Here is a 19244-nt window from a genome sequence, read left to right as displayed (position 1 = left end):
TTTCCATCTACGGGGACAGCGAAAGGCCGCCGCGCTGCTGAGGGAGAGCGCGGCGGCCATTCGCTCGGCACGCCCGGTGGGTCTGCTGGTGTGGGCGCACCGACGTCCGGGGACTAGTCGTATTGGAACACCGTGTGGGTGAAGCTCCACGCGGATCCGGTGACCATCGCGCCGCCCACGGCGTGCACCTGGTCGTTGATGGTCGCGACGGCCATGCCGTGACGGCCCTGGATGAGCGGGACGATCGGCCGCCAGGAGTTGGTGACCGGGTCGTACTCCTCGTTCGCCGCGAAGGCGGACCCGTCGGACGACTGCTCTCCGCCCATCACCTGGAGCTTGCCGTCCGCCGTGCCGACCCCCAGCGAGCGCCGCGCGGTGGGCATCGACGGTCCGGCGGTCCACACCCCGGTGGCCGGGTTGAGGATTTCCATCGTGTTCATCTGCACCACGTCCGACGAGCCGTCCGCGTTGCGGGCGCGGCCGCCCACCACGTAGACCTGGCCGTCGAGAGCCGCGACGCCGGGGTTGTCGCGCCGCGTCGTGAGCGAGGGTCCGGGGCTCCACGAGCCGGTCGCGGGGTCGAAGATCTCGACCGTCGCGAGAGACGTTCCGCTTGCGTCCATGCCTCCCACCACGTAGATCTTGCCGTCGACCACCGCCGCTCCCGCACCTCCGCGGGCCGTCGGCATGGGCGGCAGCGAGGTCCACGCGCCGGTTGCGGGGTCGAACGACGCCGCATTCGACACGGCGCCGGAGAACGGTGCCGTCGAGCCGCCGAAGGCGTAGAGCTTGCCTCCGACCGACGCGATCGCCGGGTTCTCGACTGCGGCGCCCGGCAGCGGCGCTACCTCGGTCCAGGTGCGTGCGACGGTGTCGTAGGCGTAGACCTCGGACTGGTGGCCGGTGTCGTTCTTGCCTCCGACCACGTACATCGTGTCGCCCACGGCGCCGCCGCCAGCGTCGAGGATGGTCGTGGGCAGCGGCTCCGCGTCCTGCCAGCAGCCGATGTTCTCGGGCACGAGTGCCGTGACCTTCGCGCCGCCGAACTCGCCGACGAAGAACACGCCGTCCGGTCCCATCGCGAGCGGCAAGGGGTCGTCGAAGCCCGTGAGGATCACATTCGACCCGAGCACCGACAGCCCGTCCTCGGACAGCGTGACGCGGTGGATCGAGTCGCCGATCGAGTAGCTCGCGGTGAGCAGGTCGCCGTTCATCGAGCCGCAGAACTGCGCGCCGTCGTACTCGATGATGCCGTTGACGGACCTGTTGTTGCCGAAGCTGTACAGCGGCGGCTCGTAGTTGGCCGGGGTGCCGACGCCCTGCTGCGCGCCCGTCTTGAACACGCACTCGTTGCGGTAAGGGTTCGGGTGGCCGTAGTACTTGCCCTCCTCGATGAGGTTGAGAAGGTCGGCCTGCGTGCCGGGGTTGTACAGCGGCACGTCGGTCGCGGCAATGAAGTCCGTGCACGGCGTGAGCGGGCTCGACGGGTAGGTGCCCGTCACTCCCAGCCCGTTGTCGGGCGCGTAGATGTGACCGTTGCTGTGGTGCACGAGGTCGTAGGTGTTGCGCACCCCGCTCGCGTACACCTCGACGTCACACGTGGCCGGGATCTCGAAGAGGTCCGGGTGGCTGCGGTCCGCATAGTCCTCCGCCAGGGGAGTCGCACACTGGCCGCTGAAGCCGGCCGCCTTGACGTCCGCCGCGAGGATCGCCGCGGAGAGCGGCTGCTCGGCGCGCAGCCCGAACTCGGACTCCGCCCCGTTGGCCGCGCCGGACCCGGTGTTGCCACCGAGAGCGATGAAAAGCCGCCCGTCCGGCGCGAACTCGATCGAGTTGATCGCGTGGTTCGCCTGCGCCCTCGGCAGGCCCGTGATGACGTCCTCGCGGACTGTCAGCCCCGGACCGGAGAGGCGCGACACCGTGCTCGAGTTGGGCGCGCCGTCGTTGATCGAGGGCGACGAGTGCGCGACCCACAGGACCACGTCCTCGGGCGTGCTGTCGGGGTCGACGGCGACGCCCAGCGTGAGCGCAGGCTCGATCGCGTCGAACTCCTCGTCCGCGATGACGTTCCAGTTCGCGTCGTAGGTGAGCGCGTGCAGACCGCCGAACATCTCGGACACGTACAACCGGTTGTCGGGGCCCCACGCCATCGAGGACGGGAAGTCCACCGCGTGAGACGTGCGGGAGAACGCGACCGTGCCCGTGTTGATGGGCTGGGTCGACTCCTCGAGGGCGAAGTCCGCGAAGTGGTAGGTCATCGGCGCGGCCGCGTTGCGGTGGCTCGCGATGATGCCGCCGAACGAGCGCGTGCCGATCCTCGGGTCGATTCCCGCGGCGTCGAAGCTGAAGTACTCCGGCGGCACGTAGAACGCCGAGGTGCTGATGAGCGAGCCCGCCCCGATCCGGTACCCGGCCTGGATGGTCCGCATGTACGGGTCGATCGTGAGCTGCAGGTACACGTTCTGTCCCACGGCGCCGTTCTGGAGAGCCTCGACCTGCTGGTCGCGCACCCCGGCGTTCTCCTCGAGGAACTCGATGAAGGTGCCGTTCGGCTTGGACTGGATCGTGACCTTCACGTAGTCGTCCTGCGAGATGCCGAACCACAGTCCGGCCTGCTCGTAGCTGCCCGTGCCCGCGGGCACGTTGGCGATCGTGGTCGACAGCACCGAGACCTGGCTGGGGGCGTCGATGCCGACCCCGAGCGCGTTGTCGAGCGCGTTGGCCGACTGATAGTGCAGCCCGGCGGTGGTGGTCACCGCGAGGTCGCCCGCGAGCAGGTCGAGCTCGAGGTTCTCGGGGATGTAGCCCGTGCCGCGCGACGTGGGCTGCACGTAGGTGAAGCCGGTGCCGACGCCGTTCTTGTCGACGATCTTGCCCATCTCCTCGGAGAAGTCGAGGCCATACGGGGTATCGACCAGATACTCCTCGCACGCGAGCGGCGAGCACGTGTCCTGCGCGTTGTGGATGCCGAACGTCGCCGTGGTGGTCGTCGTGGTGCCATCCGACATCGTGATGAGCGCGGTGATGGTGTGGGGTCCGTCGAGCAGCGAACGCGTGTCCCACGGCGTCGCGGTTGCGACCGTGCCGCCCCTGAAGTCGAAGGGCGCTTTGCCCTCCGTGAAGGTCGGGTTGCCCGTCATCGCGACGTTGTCGAGCCAGAACTGCACCTGGCTCACCCCCGCATCCGGCGCGGTGAAGACGTAGATGTCCCCGAACACGGACTTGCCGGTGAGCTCGGTCGCCGCGGAGCGGTCCGCGCTGGTGCTGTACATCAGCGTCACCGCGTCGGGGTCGGGCTCGCCCACCCCGTTGTCGACCGTGAACGCCGAGTGCACCACGGTGAAGGTGCCGTCAGGGTGGTTGAGCCGCGCCGTGAGCGTGTGCGAGCCGTCGGTCGTGGTCGTCGAGTCCCACGGCAGCGCGGTCGCGCCGGTGCCTGCGGATCCCGCGAAGTCGAATGGAGCCCTGCCCTCATTCTTGGTCGGCGTGCCGCTCATCGCGGTGTTGTCGAGCCAGAACTGCACGGACGTGACCCCGGTGTCGGGACCCGTGAAGATGAACGAGTCGCCGCTGATGGTTGCCCCGTTGAGCGTCGCGGGCGTGCCGCGGTCCGCATGGGTCGAGTGCAGGATGTCGTACACCGTGGGCTCGGGCTCACCCACGCCGTTGTCCACCGTGAACGATGCCGTGGTCACCGTGGTGGTGCCGTCCGGGTGCGTGAGGCGCGCGGTGATGGTGTGGAGGCCGTCCGTCACCGTGGTGGTGTCCCACGGCAGCGCGGTCGAGCCGTTGCCCGCCGAGCCGCGGAAGTCGTACGGCGCCCCCGTCTCGGTCTTGGTGGGGCTGCCCGTCATCGACGGGTTGTCGAGCCAGAACCTCACCGACGACACGAGGGTGTCGGGAGCGGTGAACGCGTAGACCGAGCCGCCCACCGTGGCGCCGTCAAGGGGCTCGGGTGCGGAGCGGTTTGCGCTCGTCGAGTACTGGATGCTGTACGGCGGCTCCTCGGGCTCCTCGATCCCGTTGTCGAGCGTGAACGTCGCGTGGTGCACCACGTTCGTGCCGTCGGTCAGCGTGAGCCGCGCGGAGATCGTGTGGGTGCCATCAGCGAGCGGGGTGGTGTCCCACGGGTGCGCCGTGGTGCCGTTGCCCACCGAGCCGGCGAAGTCGAACGGCGCCCCGCGCTCGAGCCGATACGGCGTCCCACTCATCGCGGTGTTGTCGAGCCAGAACCTCACCTGCGAGACGTCCGTGTCGGGCCCCGTGAACACGTAGGCGTTGCCGCTCACGGTCGCGCCGTCGAGCGGCAGCGCTCCCGCGCGGTTTGAGACGGAACTCACCTGAAGCGAGTAGGCGTCGGCCGCGAGCAGGGGAGCGATGGGCTGCTCGGGCTCCGGCTCGGGAGAAGGGACGATGCTCGGGTCGGGCGACGGCGTCACGCTCGGCTCGGGCGAGACGGTCGGTTCCGGGGTGACCGACGGTTCCGGAGTCACCGAGGGCTCGGGCGTCACGGAGGGCTCCGGTTCCACCGCTCCCGGCGTGCCGGTGCCCGTCAGCGCGATTGCCAACGCGCCGCCCTCGCCGTCGTTGTCGAGCGTGACCTCGCCGGTCGCGAGACCCTCGGCGGACGGGGCGAAGGTGACCTCGACCGCGACGGAGCCGGACGCGTCCACCGTGAGCGGGCCCGAGGTGTCGACGCTGAAGTCTCCCGAGGCCGAGATCGACGCGACGTCGACCGGTCCCGTGCCCACCGCAGAGAGCATGACCGTGGTCGTGGCGCTCTCGCCCACCGCCACGTCGCCAAAGCCGAAGCCGGAGGGAGTGGCCGCGAGGGCATCGTCCCCCAGGGCGACCAACTCGAGGGCCGCGACCGTGGGCGCGCCGGCGACCGGCAGGAAGGCCACGTCGACGCTGCCGTCGCTGGTCACCCTGAAGGTGCGGACCAGGCCGGCGTTGCCGCCGACGGCGGCGAAGGTGTCGTGCCCCAGGAGCATCGGCATGCCCTCGACCTCGACGTCGATGACGCGGGCGCCGGGCGACTGGGCGCCGGGGTCGACCTCGGCGAAGTACAGGCGCAGCTCATACGCGCCGGGATCCGCCGCAAGCGACCACGTCATGGGGTCGCCCGTGGCGCCGTCGGCACGCGCGGTCTCGAACAGGATCGCGGGGACCCCGTCGGGCGCCGAGACGGCGGACCCCGACGAGATCGCGACAGAGCCGGAGGCGTCCGCATTCGACGAGGCAGACGGCGCGGCGCCGCTGTCCTCGACCCAGGCGGGGCCGTCGTCCGTCGCCTCGACGGCGGGGCCACCGGCGTTGATCCTCAGCACGGGCGTCGCGGCCGCGGTGGCCGGGGCGGATGCCGCGACCAGTCCCACGGGCACGAGCAACGCCAGGATGGCGCCGATGCTCACCGAACGCCGCCAGCGTCCGAGTCCCTTCGCTCGATTCGTCGAATCCGAACCGCGGAACACAGCCCGCGTCGCGACGTCTACGGTCATGTCAGGCTCCCCCTCCTGACGTCACCCCGGGCTGGCAGTGCCAAGCCCGTCCGCCCGCCCGGCGAACCGGGCGGCGGGCGGGTGAATCCCCCCATGGACTGAGCGGTGTGGTGATCCCTCGACCGAGCCGCTCGCTAGTGACCGTACACCCGAGATGCCCGAATTGCACCAGTCCATCCGAAAAAGGATGGTTCGCACCGATTGGGTGCCCCCATAAATAGGGGCGCGCTTTACCCAACGGAATGACGCTTGGATGCGTCTTTACTAGTGGTTGGAATAACTGACACCGCGTACCGGTTGCGCAAGACAGGCATGTGGCGTGTGATGGAGGAGGGGCAAATCGTGACAGTTCCGCACATTTCGGCATCGACGTGGACCGCCGGGCGCATCGGCGTACTCGCGCCGCATCGTCGCGTGCCGGTGAGGGCACCCCGGCCGGCCGATGCCGCGGCCGCGCAGCGCTTCCCGTGGCTGGATGTCGCGGTTCAGGCCGTGGTGGGGGGCGCGATCGTGGCGCTCCTGTGGGCCGTGATCGCCGGTGGAGTGGTGCAGAACGCAGTGGACTCGTTCACGTCGTTCTACGTGGGCACCGTCGCCCCGACCTTTGCGATGGGCGACCAGCCGGTGATCCAGGGCGTCTCCGCCCCGGGCGGCTACTTCGCCGACATGATCGAGTCGCCCGCCCTGGTCACGGTCGGGTCCGTCGCGCTTCCCGCGCAGGACTGACCGCGCGGCGCGCCGCACGCATCCTCCCGAGCAGTCCCCACGGCTTGACCGTCAGCACCACCACGAACGCCGCGCCGGACAGCGCGACGCTTGCCGCGGGCAGCCACGCGGCGCCGTGGCGAGCGAGGATCGCCCCTCCCGCGAGCGGGCCGAGCATGTTGCCGACGTTGTAGAGCGACTGATAGAGCGCCATGAGGACGTCGGTGCGTCCCGGCGCGTGACGCATCCCCCAGTTGAGGTGAGACGCGACCACGATCGACCAGCTGAAGCCCTGCAGCACGAGCATCGCGAGGGTGACGGGCACCGAGCTTCCCGCGACCGCGAGCCCGGCGAACATCGTCACGAGCAACGCGAGGCCCACGACCGCCGACCTCACCGGCCAGCGGTCGAGATAGCGGCCCACGAACGCGGTGGTGAGCGTGCCGACCACGCCGCCGAGCGCGAGCAGCGCCGGCACCGAGGCCGTCGAGAAGCCCGCGACCCGCTCGAGGAACGGGGTGATGTACGTCCACGTGACGGCCATCGACCCCACCGCGAGGGCGATCGCGATGAGCACGCGCGCGAACATCGCGCGGGAGGGGAGCTCGCCGCGGGCGGCGGTGCCCTCCTCAGCGCGGAAGCCGGGCATGAGCACCGCGAGGGCGACGAGCAGCACGGCCGCGGAACCCGCGATGACCCAGTAGGGCGTGCTCCACGACGCCTGCTGCGCGAGCCAGGTCGAGGCGGGTAGCCCGATCACTCCCGCGCCGGAGCCGCCCAGCAGCAGGCGTGACACCATGCGCCCGCGCACCTGCGGGGGGAACATTCCTGCCGCCGCCGGTGTCACGACGGCCCAGAACAGCGCGTGTGCGATCGCGGAGATGCCGCGGCCGAGCGCGAGCTGGGCGAACGTCCCCGCGGTCGCAGCGATGAGTAGTCCCGCGAGGAATACGCCGAGCGCGATGAGCAGCGCGGTGCGGGGAGTGAGGCGCTTGGCCGCGGCGGCAAGCGGGACGGATCCCACGACGATCGTCAGCGCCTGGATCGTGATGAGCAGCCCGACCGTCGACTCCGCGACGCCGAGCCCCTCCGCCATCGGCCCCATGAGCCCGAGCGGCAGCACCTCGGCGGTCACGAATGCGAAGGCCGCGAACGCGAGCACCGTGAGCGCGGCGAGCGCGCGCCGGTGGGGGACCGGGGGTGCGCCTTCGGTCGCGCCCGCGGTGGGCTCCGGCAGGATCGCACCCTCGCCCGCGACCGGATAGGCGACCACGGCGGTGTGGAGTTCGGGGGTGGGCAGGTTGTCGCCGGGCGCGGCGGAGTCGGGCGTGAGAGTCACTGCGGGCCAATCGCGACGATGCAGGGATAACGTTCTCCTTCATCGTCCCACGCGCGCGGCGGTGCCGAGGACGTCGCACCGCTACGGTGGAGTCGACCCCTCGAGGAAGGACCACCGATGTTCGCCGGACTCACCCCAGAGCTGTGTTCCCAGGCATGGGACCTGGTGACCCCCGCGATCGAACGGGCCGCCGCGACCGGCGTGATCCGCGCCGCGACGGGCAATCTCATCGTGCTCGACCCGGCGACCAGGGACGCGACGCTGTTCTGGCACGGAAGCATCGGCGACACCGAGGACAAGACGTACGAGTACGCGCTCGCGAAGGCACGCGTCGCGGAGCGCACGGGTCTCGACACGTCGCGCCTGCGCATGGAGCACCCCCACCTCTACACGGCGGGGGACATCGTCTACCCGGGAGGGATCGTGCGCCACGGGCTCGTGGTCGCCTTTTCGGGCGTCGAGGGCGAGGCCGACGAGATGATCGCGGAGTGGTTCGTCTCCGCGGTGCGCGGCATCGCGCGGCTCGCGTTCGTCTCGCCCGTGGGCCCCGACGCGCGCGGCATCCGCTACGTCGGCGACTGAGCGGGGAAGCGCGGCGGGTCGGCGAGCGTTCGAGGAAACATGACCGAGCCCTCCGCCGCGCCCGCCCCCTCCACGCCCGCCACCGCCGCGCCCGCCCCCTCCACGCCGGCGACTACCGCGCTCGCGGCGACCGGCGTCGACCATCAGGTCACGGTGCACGGACCCGTGCGCTCCCTCGATGAGGCTGCCGAGGTCAGGGGCGTCGAGCCGCGTCAGATTCTCAAGACCATCGTGGTGCGCCGCGCCGAGGGCGAGTACCTGCTGGTCCTGGTGCCGGGGGATCGCGAGATCAGCTGGCCCAAGCTGCGCGCCCTGCTGGGCGTGAGCCGCCTGTCGATGCCGGACAAGGACGTCGCGCGCGAGGTCACCGGGTACGAGCGCGGCACGATCACGCCCTTCGGTGCACTACCCGACCCCGCGACCGGACGCGCGTGGCCCGTCATCGCGGACGCGCTCATCGTGTCGCGCGAGGGGCCCGTGTCGATCGGCGCCGGCGCGCACGGCGTGGCCGCGACGCTCGATCCGACGCAGTTGGTCGAGATCCTCGACGCCAGGATCGCCGACGTCACGGAGCCGCTCACCCCGCGCTGAGCCCCGGCGGGTACCCTGGGCCACGTGTATGTCAGGCCCACCCTCGCGGAGCTGAGCTTCACCGACCCCGACGGGAATCCGATTCCCTACGGCGCGCGGTGGGGAACCTCCGGACCTCCGGAGCGGACGTACTCGCTGACCCGGCACCCCGAGCGGTTCGCGCCGCTCATTGACGTGGCCCGCGCCCTCGCCGAGCACCTCGAGCGCACGTACGACGTCGACGTCCACCTCACGGAGGGCCTCCCCGACGACGCCCCCGACGCCCTGCGCCGCTACGAGCACGGCCAGGTGCGGATCGCGCGGGCCGTCACGCTCGTGCCGCGCCACCACCTTTCCGCCCCGCTGGTCATCGCGGAGACCACGTTCCCGAGCGTCGTGGTCGCGATGGGTGCCGCGGGCCTCGAGAGCTCGCCGCCGTGCGGGTGCGACGCGTGCGACGAGGACCTCACGTACTGCGCCGAGGAGCTCGAGCACCTGGTATTCGCCGTCGTCGAGGGTCGCTACCAGGAGCGCTACTCGTGGTCCGAGGGCATCGAGATCTCGATGGTGGGGGAGTGGGGCGCGCGCGCCTCGACCACCCCGCGCCACGCCGCCACCAAGGAGGATCTCGAGGCCGTCAAGCTGAGCCAGCGCGAGCGCCACGGCGCCCGCTGGATGCCGTGGCCGCCGCGCAGGGACGATGCCGTGGTCGCGGAGGCGCCCGCCGCGGGACGCGCGCGCACGCGCGCCGAGCGCGAGGCCGCGATCGAACAGGCACTCGAGCGCATCAAGAAGAGGCTGCGCAGCGCCTGACGCCGCGGCGCGCCGGGCCGGGCCTGGCCTGGCCGCAGTTCGCGGGGCTACGCGTGCTGGCGCGACCGCTGGTTCGAGTCGAGCTCCTGGAGCCAATGCGTCGCGCGCTCCTCGAAGAGGTCGGCGGCGTCAGCGTCGTACTCCGCGGTCGAGCGGTCCATGAACAGGTGTCCCTTGCCCGCATAGCGATACAGCCGGGCGTGCGGGGCGTGATAGAGCAGCGCGTCGACCTCGTGCGGCTCGACCCACTCGTCGGGGTCGGCGACGTGGACCTGCAGCGCGACCTTGTGGCGCCACACGCCGCCGAGTGCGGAGGGCGGGAGGGCGCCGCCCACCAGCAGGCAACCGCGGAAGCGGCGCCGGTCCTGGGCGAGCATCTGGGCCTGCATCGTGCCGAGCGAGAAGCCGATCGTGACGTCCGCGGTGCGGTGCATGCGCGCCGCCGAGTGTGCGGCCTCGCCCAGGGCGTCGTGACCGATCGACTGGGCGAACGAGACGCCCTCGTCGACGTCGTCGAAGGTCGCACCCGCATAGCAGTCGGGGCAGTGGACCGTGTGCCCCTCGGCACGGAGGCGATCGGCGAAGGCGAGGAGCCCGTCCGTGAGCCCCAGTGCGTGGTGGAAGAGCAGAATCTCGGCCATACCTCAGTTTGGCCCCGGGCGGCTGTCTTCGCGAGTCGGACGCGCGAGGGCTAGAGTGCGGCCTCCGCGACGATCGGTCCCATGCGTGCGCTCGTCACCACGATGCCCGCCCACCACGATGCCCACCCACCACGATGCCCGCCCACCACGGCGCCGTCCTGGATCGTGGTGATGATGCCGGAGACGAGTCCCACGATCGTGAGGGTGATCATGACTGGCGTTCGGAGCGCCGATGCCGGGGGACGGGTGGGGATGTCCGCCTCCAGGGAGGGCCCGCCCGGGCATCGTCCCCTCTAGCCTGGGCACATGACGGTCGCATTCGTGCTGGGTGGTGGGGGCGTCAGGGGAGCCACCGAGGTGGGGATGCTGCGCGCCCTCCTCGACGCGGGCATCGTCCCCTCTCTCGTGGTGGGAACGTCGATCGGGGCCATCAACGGCGCCGCGGTCGCGCAGGACCCCACTCCCGCGGTGGTGGACCGGCTCGAGCGCGCGTGGGCGTCCCCCACCGCGGGCGCCGTCTACGGCGAGTCCTTTCCGCGCCAGCTGCGCCGCCTCGCGAAGTCGCGCACGCACCTCAACGACCCCGGCGCGCTGCGCACGCTCATCGCGGACATGCTGGGGGAGGAGACGCGGTTCGAGGATCTCGTGGTGCCGCTCGCGGTGTGCGCCGCGAGCATCGAGCGCGCGGCCGAGCATTGGTTCGACTCGGGTCCGCTCGTGGACGCCGTGATCGCCTCCGCGTCCGTGCCCGCGGCGCTGCCCCCGCAGAGGATCGGCGATGAGCACTTCATCGATGGCGGCGTGGTCAACTCGATCCCGCTCGGCGAGGCGGTCGCGCGCGGCGCGACCACGATCTACGTGCTGCAGGTGGGTCGCATCGAGGAGCCACTCGCGGTGCCGCGCACGCCGGCCGACGTCGGGCGCGTCGCATTCGAGGTCTCGCGGCGACATCGCTTCCAGCGCGAGCGTGCGGCCGTGCCCGCGCACGTGGATCTGCACGTGCTGCCGTATGGCGGGCGCCAGCCGGGCGATCACAAGGTGGGTGCGTATCGGCGACTCGACCGCACGCATGCGCGCATCGAGGCGGCGCGCGATGCGACCGCGGCGTATCTCGCCGAGCGCGGGTTGGGCGCGTGAGCGCGCGGTGGTGGCGGCTGCCACCCGTGTGGGTGAGGCGAGCGGTGCTTGCGCCGGGGATCGTGCTGCTCGCGTTCGTGTGGCTGCCGTTCGCGGCGTGGCTCGCGGTCGCGGTCGCGGCGATCGTGAGCTTCGCGCTGCCCGGTCGGATGCGCGTCACGCGCGTGATCTGGCTGGCGGGCTTCTATCTGTTGTGGGACGCCGCTGCGGTGGTGGTGCTCGCGGCACTGTGGGTGTGGCACGGGTTCGGGTTCAGGATTCGGTCGGAGGCGTCGGAGCGGCACCACTATGCGGTCGCGAGGACGATGCTCCGCCTCCTGTTCTTCCAGGTCCGGTGGACGCTCCGGCTGGAGATCGAGGTGCAGGACGCGGACCTCGATGCGATCGCACAGGGGCGGCCGATCATCGTCGTGTGCCGTCACGCGGGTCCGGGGGACTCCTTCGTGATCGTCGACGCGTTGCTCAACCGCTTCTCGCGAGAGCCCGCGATCGTGCTCAAGGACACGCTGCAGTGGGACCCGGCGATCGACATCCTGCTCAACAGGATTCCCTCGCGGTTCATCTCGCCGCGGGGCGTGCGTCGACCCGGGGCGCCCGGCGGGACCGAGGCCGTCGCGGGGCTCGCGCGCGAACTCGACGGCTCGGGCGCCCTAGTGATCTTTCCCGAGGGCGCGAACGCGACGCCGCGCAGGCGCGAGCGACGCATCGCCGCGTTGCGCGAGGCGGGTCACGCCGAGCTCGCCGATCGCGCCGAGGCGATGCCTCACGTGATGCCGCCCCATCCCGGCGGCGTGCTCGCGGCGATGGAGGCGCGCCCCGATGCGGTGGTCATCGTCGTCGCACACACGGGCCTCGAGAGGCTGTCGACCGTCGCGGACGTGTGGCGGGAGCTCCCGGTCGACAAGAGGATCGTGCTCAAGGGCTGGACCGCGGACCCGAGTGAGATTCCCGCGGATCGCGAGGAGCGCGAGGCCTGGCTCTACACGTGGTGGGAGAGGGTCGACGGATGGATCGACGCGCACCAGCCGGAGGTTTCGGGGGTGGCTCGCGCGCGCGAGTCGGCCGCCGAGGCGCGGCGCGCGAGGTAGCCTGACGCGATGTCACAGAGCTCTCAGGGTCGCCTGCTTGGGCTGGTGCTCGTCGCGTTGCAGGGTGTGATCTTCCTGGGTGTCGGGGCGTCCGCGTTTCTCGACGGGCCCACGATTCGCGGCTCGTGGTGGGCGGGCACCACGCTCGTGTTGTTGGGCGGCCTGGGCATGTTCTGGGCGGGCAAGGACCTGGGACGGGCGCTCACGCCGTTGCCCACGCCCAACGGTGCGGGACTCGCCGCAGGCGGGATCTACGGGTACGTCCGGCATCCGATGTACGCCGCGATCCTGGTGATCGCGTTGGGGCTCGCGCTCGGGTCTGGCAAGGTGTGGACCTACGCGTTCGCGCTGGTGCTCGCGGTGTTCTTCGACGCGAAGACCCGCGTCGAGGAGATGTTCCTGGTGCGCACGTATCCGGGCTATGCGGAGTACGCGGAGCGGACCGGCAAGTTCGTGCCTGGCGTCGCTCGCCGGCGTCCCTAGGTCGCTGGCTTTCTCCACAAGTTTCCCGCTCGACCTTCTGCCAGGGCGATTCGCCCGATACTGTCGGTTTCATGCGGTTCGTCCCTGGGGGTGCGGCACGATTCGCCGACGCGAAGACGGTGCTTGTCGCCTGCCTGCTCGCCATCGGCGGCGCGGGCGGCCTCGCGGGGTGCACGGGAGATCCCGCGCCCATCGTGACGGAGGCGCCCACGGTCGCGCCCTCACCCACCGAGACGTCCTCGCCCAGCCCGTCGCCCTCGGCTACCGCGCTCACCGACGAGGAGCTGCTCGCCCTCATGCCCGAGGAGGCCGCGCGCGACGACCTGTTTGGGGCGATGGCGACGGCGCAGTTCTATGCGGAGCTCTTAGGGACCATATGGTCGGGAGAAGGCGCTGACGCGTGGATCGGACTTGCAACTGAGAACTGCGGCTACTGTGCCAGCCAGACTGACAATCTCAGAGCGCTCTGGGCAGAGGGAGCCACGGCACGTGGCGGTACCGTGCACGTCGATGAGAGCCTGACCCGCGCGGCACTTGCGGAAGACGGTGCAGTGGTTGTTGAACTTACTGCCGCGGTAGATGAACTTCTGCGAGTTGACCGGGATGGGCAAAGTACCGTGGCCAATCCGGCCGTGAGTACCGAGATCATCATCACCTTGGTCCGCCCAGGCGGAGTGTGGCTCGTAGACGGTGTTCACACGGAATCAACTGAGCGATGAGTGCCGTCGTCCGAGGTGTGGGGCCACTATTCCTGGCACTCGCGATGACGGCTTCACCAGATCCGAGCCCAGGCATTGGTGTGGATGCGGGCGTCGATGACGGTGCGGCGCGGATCGACGTCATCCGCGAGTGGTTGGATGGTGGAGGCCATCCCGACGCCGCGCCCGTGACCGGACCTCCAAGGCAGTTCTGGCGCGCGCCCGCGTGTGAAGCGGGAACCCCCGTGAGTGACGTGGAGGCGTGCTCACCGCTAGTTGCAACTAGTTTCACTTGTCCGGCTGGCATGACGGCGAACCTGCCGCTGTGGATGCGCGAGCAGGATTCCGACGGCAATTGGGGGCCGTGGGTGCCGGTGACGTCTTACACCTGCCCCTCCGAGGCGGATCTCCTGGCCCTCGTCGAGCGAGAGTGGACCGAGCTCCGGCCCGAGCCGTCCCGCATCGCGCTCCAGCCCGGCGACGGTCGGGTCTACGCCACGGTGCCGACCATCGCGATGGCGGACGACTCCCCGCAACTGCATTCCGCCGTCCTTCTCGGCGCCGAGGTCGACATCCGCGCCACCCCCGCGAACTACACGTGGCACTGGGGCGACGGCGAGACCACGACCACCTCGGACCCCGGAGCCCCGCACCCTCACGCGACGGTCACGCACGCCTACGGGCGAGCGCTCGACGAGGCGACCGTGTCACTCACGACCACGTGGACGGGCGAGTATCGGGTGGCGGGCGGTGCGTGGATCGCGTTCGACACCGTGATCGACACCTCGTCGCCCGGTGTGGGCATCGAGGTGCTGCACCCGCGTGCTCGCCTGGTCGCCTCCGACAACTAGCGCTTCCCGGCGCCCCACGCACCCGCGGCCCACCGCGCGGACCCTGTGAGCATCAGTGTCGCTTCGTGCATGAAATGCGCAAGCGCGCGCGAGACACACCGCGCGTCCTCCGCGATGCCAGACCACGATCGCCGAGTGATCGAGTTGCCGACTCTCTACCGTCTCGCCACGGCGGAGGCCTGGGATCCCGACGCCGAGGAGCCGTACACCGTCTCCACGCTGGGCCGCACGCTCGACGAGGAGGGCTTCATCCACCTCAGCCTCGCATCGGCCTTCTATCAGGGCAAAGACATCGTCCTGCTTTCCCTCAATCCCCACTTGCTCAGCCCGCGCCCAGTGCGACCACGACCAGCCCCACGCCAAGCACCCCCACCACCGCATTGCCCGCGAGGGCCGTCACCCGGCGTGCGCGGCCACTCACGCGAGCGCGCACGGCGCTCCCCACGGCTACCAATGCGGCCTGCCACGCGAACGATGCCGCGGCCACTCCCGCGACGAACATGCCTGCCGTGCCGGGCGACGACCGCAGCGCCGTGAGTCCCGAGACCAACGCGGCGAAGTAGATGACCGTCGCCGGGTTGAGGAGGGTGAGGGCGAAGAACAGCCCGAACCTCCGTGTCGGGCCGCCACCCCCGGCGGATGCTCCCGCCGCCGTGTCCGGGTCGGACACCACCGCGCGCCGCACTCCCACGATCGCCAGGACCACCAGCGCCGCCCCTCCGACGAGGCGCGGCCATTCACCCAGCTGGGCCGTCACGGGCGCGACCACGCTCCCCGCGATGATCGCCGCGGTGCAGTACAGGGCATCCACCGTCGCGACGCCTAGTGCCGCGGGCAGGCCCCGCCTCACACCGCGGTCCATGCCCTCGGTGACCAGCAGCACGCCGATCGCACCCAGGGGCAGCGCGATCGCCAGGCCTGCGACGATCCCGCTCACGAATGCGATTCCGAGACTCACTCGCGCAGTCTCCCGGCCGCCCGCACGCACGGCGGAGACAATCGCAGTGACTGGGGCTAACATCGCGGTGTGGACGCCACGGACAGTAGAATTCTCGACATTCTTGTGCAGAATGGCAGGGCGCCGCACAGCGGGATCGGTCGCGAGGTGGGCCTCAGCGCGAATGCGGTCGCCGCCCGCGTCGCGCGGCTCGAAGCCGCTGGCGTGATCGTCGGCTATCACGCGCTCCTCGCCGACGACGTGGCCACGCCCGACGGCGTCGAGGCGTTCGTCGACGTGCGGCTCGCGCCCGGACGGGACTCCGACGAGTTCCTCGCGTGGGCGCGGGCGCGGCGATCCGTGCTCGACGCGGCCCACGTGACCGGGCCCTACGACTATCACCTGCACGTCCGCGTGCCGGACATGGCGGGGCTTGACCGGCTCCTGAGGTCGCTCAAGCGCGACGGGGGAGCGCTGCAGACCCAGACCTCGATCGCGCTGCGGTGACCCGCGGAGGGTGACCCGCGGAGGGTGACCCGCGGCGGGCGACCGCAGCGACCGGCCCGAGACCGCCGAGACCTACTCGACCGTGATGCGGATGATCTGGTCGTCACCCTCGCCGGGCGTGCCGCGGCCGTCGGTGTTGTTGGTGAGCACGTAGAGGCTGCCATCCGGCGCCACGGCCACGTCGCGCAGGCGGCCGAGCCCGTCGAGGATCACGTGGGGTTCTCCCGTGCCGTCGGCGGTCAACGGCACGCGCCACAGCCTCTCGCCCCTCAACGAGGCCACGTACACGGCCTCGTGCGTCGCGGCGATTCCCGACGGCGACGCATCGTCCGTCGCCCAGGTCGTGACGGGGTACGTGAGGCCATCGACCGTCGCGCCGGGCGCGGCCCCCGCTCCAGCGCCCTCCATGCCCTCGCTCGATGGCCATCCGTAGTTCGCCCCGGCCGCGATCAGGTTGAGCTCGTCCCACGTGTCCTGACCGAACTCGCTCGCGTACATGCGCCCATCGGCGACCCATGCGAGTCCCTGGACGTTGCGGTGCCCTGACGTCCACACGCGGTTGCCGCTGGGGTTGTCGGGAGCCGCGGCGCCGTCATTCTCGCCGCCGTCCGCGACGACTCGCAGGATCTTGCCGGCGCGCGAGGAGGTGTCGGGCGCGCTCTCGGTGCGCCCCGCGTCGCCCGTCGCCACGTAGAGGTAGCCGTCGGGCCCGAACGCGATGCGTCCGCCGTTGTGATTCGACGCGGCGGGGATTCCCTCCACGATCACCGTGGGCAGGCCCAGCAGGTCATCGTGGAGCTCCATGCGCACGACCGCGTTGTCCGACTCGCGCGTGACGTAGGCGTAGAGGTACGAGGGCTCTCCGGGGAGCACGGCGATGCCGAGCAGCCCGCCCTCGCCGCCTGCGTTCACCATCGAGCGCAAGGAATCGGCGCCCGGGCCGTTGAGCGACGTCGCGAAGCCGGCCCGCACGCGCTTGATGATCGCGGTATCGCGCTCGGTCACGAGCAGCGAACCGTCCGCAACCACCTCGATGTCCCACGGCGCCTCGAGGTTGGTCGTGACGACGCGCTGGTCCACGACGCTCGCTGTCGCCGCTCCGCCGATCGCGGTGGGGGTGGGAGCGGGCGTCGCCGACGCCGTGGGCGTCGATCCGCTGACGATGCGCTCGGCGCTCGGGGTGGGCTCGGAGTCCGCGCTCGACGAGCATGCTGCGAGCGCGAGCGCGAGCGGCAGGGCGCACGCGAGCGCGACGATACGGTGGCGGGCATTCATGACCTAGACAGGTTAGGCACGCCTGCCCACGGTTGTAAAAGTTGACATCCGGGAAACCACCTGCGTGTCGAGGGCTCGTCGGACCTCGCCGCGACGGGCGAGACGGTCGGGTCAGGACGGCAGCTGGCCCACCGCCACCCAGTTACCAGCGGGGTCTTGGAACCACGCCGTCGGTGGCATGGACTCGTCGCGCGCGATGCCGTCCGCGTCCGTGTACGGCAGGTCCGCGAGCGTGATGCCGCGTGCCTTCAGGTCCGCGGCCTCCGCCTCGACGTCCGCCACGGAGAGCAGCAGGACGGTGTGTGACGCGGGAACGTGATCCTCCTTGAGGTACACCAGCACGTGGGTGTCGCCGGCGAAGTCGAGGACCAGGCTGTCGTCCTCCTCCATCGAGACCGCGATGCCGAGCGTCCCTCCGTAGAACTCCTTGGCCTTCTCGATGTCGTTGGTCGAGAAGCAGGCCATTGCAGTGCTGTCGCCGAGCATGATCGGCTCCTTTCATCGGGGACTGCACCTTCAGTGTCCGCCCGAAAGGTCCGATGCGCGGGGCCTACTGAGGGGCCGATGCGGGGGCCGGGCCCAGGTCCTCGAGCGTCACCGGGCGGTCGTACCACCACCGTCGCGTGAGTGGGTAGACGAGCATGCCCATGAGCACGGCAAACGTGGCGACGATCGCGACGCGAAGGTCGCGCGTGGCGAGGACTCCGAGCGCCATGCCGGCCAGCGCGACGGCCGGCCGGGCGAGCTCGAGCACGCTGAACACCATCGAGTTCACGTTGGATCGCACCTGCCACGGCGACACGCGTGCGACCAGGAAGCTCACGAGCGCGATCACCGTGATCGGGATCCACAGCGTGAGCATGGCCTCGTTGGCGCGCATGTACAGTGCGAAGCGCTCGGGCGAGGAGAACGCGTCGAGCGCCCACACGATCGCGACGGGCGTGAGCAACACCGCGAGCGCAAGGGTGCCCCGCAGCGCGCCCTGGATCTCGATCGCGCGGTGGCGCGTGCGACCGTCGCGCCCCATGCACGCGCGGATGCCGGCGGTGCCCGCGTGCTGGAGCACCACGATCGCGAGCAGCGCGAGACCCAGGACGTCCGTCCACGCGAAGGCGTCGATGATCTCTCTCACGGCACGTCTCCCAGGTCCCTCCGCAGCCCGATGATGGGCCGCACGATCTGCTCGGGGCGCGGGTACAGGTTGGTGACCTCGTCGCAGCGGAGGTCGTACGCCGCGCCCACGCCGAGCGACGCGTGGGCGAGCAATTCCTTCGCGGTGAATGCCCTGCGCATCGACATCGAGCCGTCGTGCCTCGAAATCGGCTCACGCATGCGGGTCTGGTGGAGCACCCAGGCGCCCACGTTGGCCCACGGCCCCGGATCCACATCGAAGTGAGCGAACGCGGCCACACCCGAGCGGGCGGTCTGCGCGAAGAAGGGGGCGAGGTTGTCGCGCCCCAGATGGTGAAGCACCCCCGAGGACACCACCAGCGTGCGGTCGGGGTCCTCCATCGATAGCTCGGGGTCGAGCGCGTCGCCCACGAGGAAGCGCACGTCGATGTCCTCGAGGTGCGCGAGGCGCCGCGCGGCGTCCACGAGCAGCGCGTTGAAGTCGAGCCCCACGTACTCGACGCCGGGTCCGAGCGCGCCCGTCGCCGCGAGGATGCGCGTGTCGTAGCCGATCCCGCAGCCCAGATCGACCACCCGCACGGGCCCCTCGGCGCTCTCGCGCAGCCTCTCGACCACCGGGCGCAGCGACTGCGCCATGCGCTGGGGCACGTGAACGAACTCGCTGAGCCGCGCGAGCTCGAGGTGCACCGCCAGGAAGGCGTCGTCCACCGCGGCCTCGTCCAGCACCCCGCCGCGCACCCCGCCGCGCGCCCCTCCGCGCGTGGGCAGCGCGTCCACCAGGGCCGCGGCACGATGCTGCTCTGACGCGCGCAGGCGACCCGCGGCATCGTCCCTGAAGACCGGGAGGCGCGTGCCATCCGCCTCCGACGCCCACAGCACGTCGAGGATCTCGAGCTTGTCCGGCTGCTCCGCCATGTGGTGAACAACCGCGCGGGGCTGGGATTGCTTCCGGCCCTTCGCGTACACTGACCACACCAGCATCGACC

Annotated in this window: 19 protein-coding genes; 10 read left to right on the top strand and 9 right to left on the bottom strand. The window is 70.8% G+C overall.

Features of this window, described 5'->3' with window-relative positions; translation table 11 throughout:
- Window positions 1-113 precede the first annotated feature (113 nt).
- Window positions 114-5414 carry a Kelch repeat-containing protein gene (locus ABEA62_RS06535; protein WP_345379190.1) on the bottom strand — a complete coding sequence of 1767 codons (5301 nt, stop codon included), beginning with the start codon at window positions 5412-5414 and terminating at the stop codon, window positions 114-116.
- A 429-nt stretch (window positions 5415-5843) separates the two neighbouring features.
- Here ABEA62_RS06535 and ABEA62_RS06530 point away from each other — a divergent pair, with 429 nt between their 5' ends.
- Complete coding sequence (locus tag ABEA62_RS06530) at window positions 5844-6227, top strand: hypothetical protein (RefSeq protein WP_286216490.1); 384 nt, start codon at window positions 5844-5846, stop codon at window positions 6225-6227.
- Here the strand turns inward: ABEA62_RS06530 and ABEA62_RS06525 are convergent.
- Window positions 6190-7545 carry an MFS transporter gene (locus ABEA62_RS06525; protein WP_345379188.1) on the bottom strand — a complete coding sequence of 452 codons (1356 nt, stop codon included), beginning with the start codon at window positions 7543-7545 and terminating at the stop codon, window positions 6190-6192. The genes ABEA62_RS06530 and ABEA62_RS06525 overlap by 38 nt on opposite strands.
- Window positions 7546-7662: 117 nt before the next feature.
- Between ABEA62_RS06525 and ABEA62_RS06520 the strand changes: the two genes are divergently transcribed.
- The 3 genes from ABEA62_RS06520 to ABEA62_RS06510 are packed head-to-tail and all read left to right on the top strand — an operon-like array spanning window position 7663 to window position 9510.
- On the top strand, window positions 7663-8127 hold the full coding sequence (locus ABEA62_RS06520) for a hypothetical protein (RefSeq protein ID WP_286216487.1): 465 nt from the start codon (window positions 7663-7665) through the stop codon (window positions 8125-8127).
- 39 nt (window positions 8128-8166) lie between these two features.
- Window positions 8167-8718: an aminoacyl-tRNA deacylase gene (locus tag ABEA62_RS06515; RefSeq protein ID WP_286216486.1), complete on the top strand. Its 552-nt coding sequence runs from the start codon at window positions 8167-8169 to the stop codon at window positions 8716-8718.
- A gap of 24 nt (window positions 8719-8742) precedes the next feature.
- Complete coding sequence (locus ABEA62_RS06510; protein ID WP_286216485.1) at window positions 8743-9510, top strand: DUF6226 family protein; 768 nt, start codon at window positions 8743-8745, stop codon at window positions 9508-9510.
- Between the two features lie 47 nt (window positions 9511-9557).
- Here the strand turns inward: ABEA62_RS06510 and ABEA62_RS06505 are convergent, their stop codons facing one another.
- Complete coding sequence (locus ABEA62_RS06505; protein ID WP_286216484.1) at window positions 9558-10151, bottom strand: dienelactone hydrolase family protein; 594 nt, start codon at window positions 10149-10151, stop codon at window positions 9558-9560.
- Window positions 10152-10201: 50 nt separating this feature from the next.
- A complete protein-coding gene (locus ABEA62_RS06500; RefSeq protein WP_286216483.1) occupies window positions 10202-10363 on the bottom strand; it encodes a hypothetical protein in 162 nt (53 codons plus the stop codon).
- A 94-nt stretch (window positions 10364-10457) separates the two neighbouring features.
- Here ABEA62_RS06500 and ABEA62_RS06495 point away from each other — a divergent pair, with 94 nt between their 5' ends.
- The 5 genes from ABEA62_RS06495 (at window position 10458) to ABEA62_RS06475 (ending at window position 14408) form a co-directional block, all read left to right on the top strand.
- On the top strand, window positions 10458-11288 hold the full coding sequence (locus ABEA62_RS06495; RefSeq protein ID WP_286216480.1) for a patatin-like phospholipase family protein: 831 nt from the start codon (window positions 10458-10460) through the stop codon (window positions 11286-11288).
- Window positions 11285-12376 (top strand): 1-acyl-sn-glycerol-3-phosphate acyltransferase, encoded by a 1092-nt coding sequence (locus ABEA62_RS06490; protein ID WP_286216479.1) that lies wholly within the window; start codon window positions 11285-11287, stop codon window positions 12374-12376. Before ABEA62_RS06495 ends, ABEA62_RS06490 begins: the two co-directional genes overlap by 4 nt.
- Before the next feature lie 9 nt (window positions 12377-12385).
- Window positions 12386-12859, top strand: a complete 474-nt coding sequence (locus tag ABEA62_RS06485; RefSeq protein ID WP_286216477.1) for a methyltransferase family protein — start codon at window positions 12386-12388, stop codon at window positions 12857-12859.
- A gap of 71 nt (window positions 12860-12930) precedes the next feature.
- Window positions 12931-13578, top strand: coding sequence for a hypothetical protein (locus ABEA62_RS06480; protein ID WP_286216476.1), 648 nt, complete (start codon window positions 12931-12933; stop codon window positions 13576-13578).
- 284 nt (window positions 13579-13862) lie between these two features.
- Window positions 13863-14408 carry a hypothetical protein gene (locus ABEA62_RS06475; RefSeq protein WP_286216475.1) on the top strand — a complete coding sequence of 182 codons (546 nt, stop codon included), beginning with the start codon at window positions 13863-13865 and terminating at the stop codon, window positions 14406-14408.
- A 322-nt stretch (window positions 14409-14730) separates the two neighbouring features.
- Here ABEA62_RS06475 and ABEA62_RS06470 read toward each other — a convergent pair whose 3' ends face one another.
- The gene (locus ABEA62_RS06470) at window positions 14731-15366 is read right to left on the bottom strand and encodes a LysE family translocator (protein ID WP_286216474.1); all 636 of its coding nucleotides are present in this window, start codon (window positions 15364-15366) and stop codon (window positions 14731-14733) included.
- 69 nt (window positions 15367-15435) lie between these two features.
- Between ABEA62_RS06470 and ABEA62_RS06465 the strand changes: the two genes are divergently transcribed.
- Entirely contained in the window at window positions 15436-15852 is a 417-nt protein-coding gene (locus tag ABEA62_RS06465; RefSeq protein ID WP_286216473.1) for an Lrp/AsnC family transcriptional regulator, read from the top strand.
- A gap of 72 nt (window positions 15853-15924) precedes the next feature.
- Here the strand turns inward: ABEA62_RS06465 and ABEA62_RS06460 are convergent, their stop codons facing one another.
- From ABEA62_RS06460 to ABEA62_RS06445, 4 genes are all read right to left on the bottom strand, one after another.
- Window positions 15925-17127, bottom strand: coding sequence for a PQQ-dependent sugar dehydrogenase (locus ABEA62_RS06460; protein ID WP_286216472.1), 1203 nt, complete (start codon window positions 17125-17127; stop codon window positions 15925-15927).
- Window positions 17128-17238: 111 nt separating this feature from the next.
- The gene (locus ABEA62_RS06455) at window positions 17239-17613 is read right to left on the bottom strand and encodes a VOC family protein (protein WP_286216471.1); all 375 of its coding nucleotides are present in this window, start codon (window positions 17611-17613) and stop codon (window positions 17239-17241) included.
- Between the two features lie 64 nt (window positions 17614-17677).
- Window positions 17678-18259, bottom strand: coding sequence for a hypothetical protein (locus ABEA62_RS06450; protein WP_286216470.1), 582 nt, complete (start codon window positions 18257-18259; stop codon window positions 17678-17680).
- A complete protein-coding gene (locus ABEA62_RS06445; RefSeq protein WP_286216469.1) occupies window positions 18256-19173 on the bottom strand; it encodes a class I SAM-dependent methyltransferase in 918 nt (305 codons plus the stop codon). The genes ABEA62_RS06450 and ABEA62_RS06445 overlap by 4 nt, the downstream gene beginning before the upstream one ends.
- Window positions 19174-19244 lie beyond the last annotated feature (71 nt).

Source organism: Demequina sediminis, assembly GCF_039545075.1.
GTDB lineage: Bacteria > Actinomycetota > Actinomycetes > Actinomycetales > Demequinaceae > Demequina > Demequina sediminis.
This window is presented reverse-complemented; position numbering and strand designations above follow the sequence as displayed.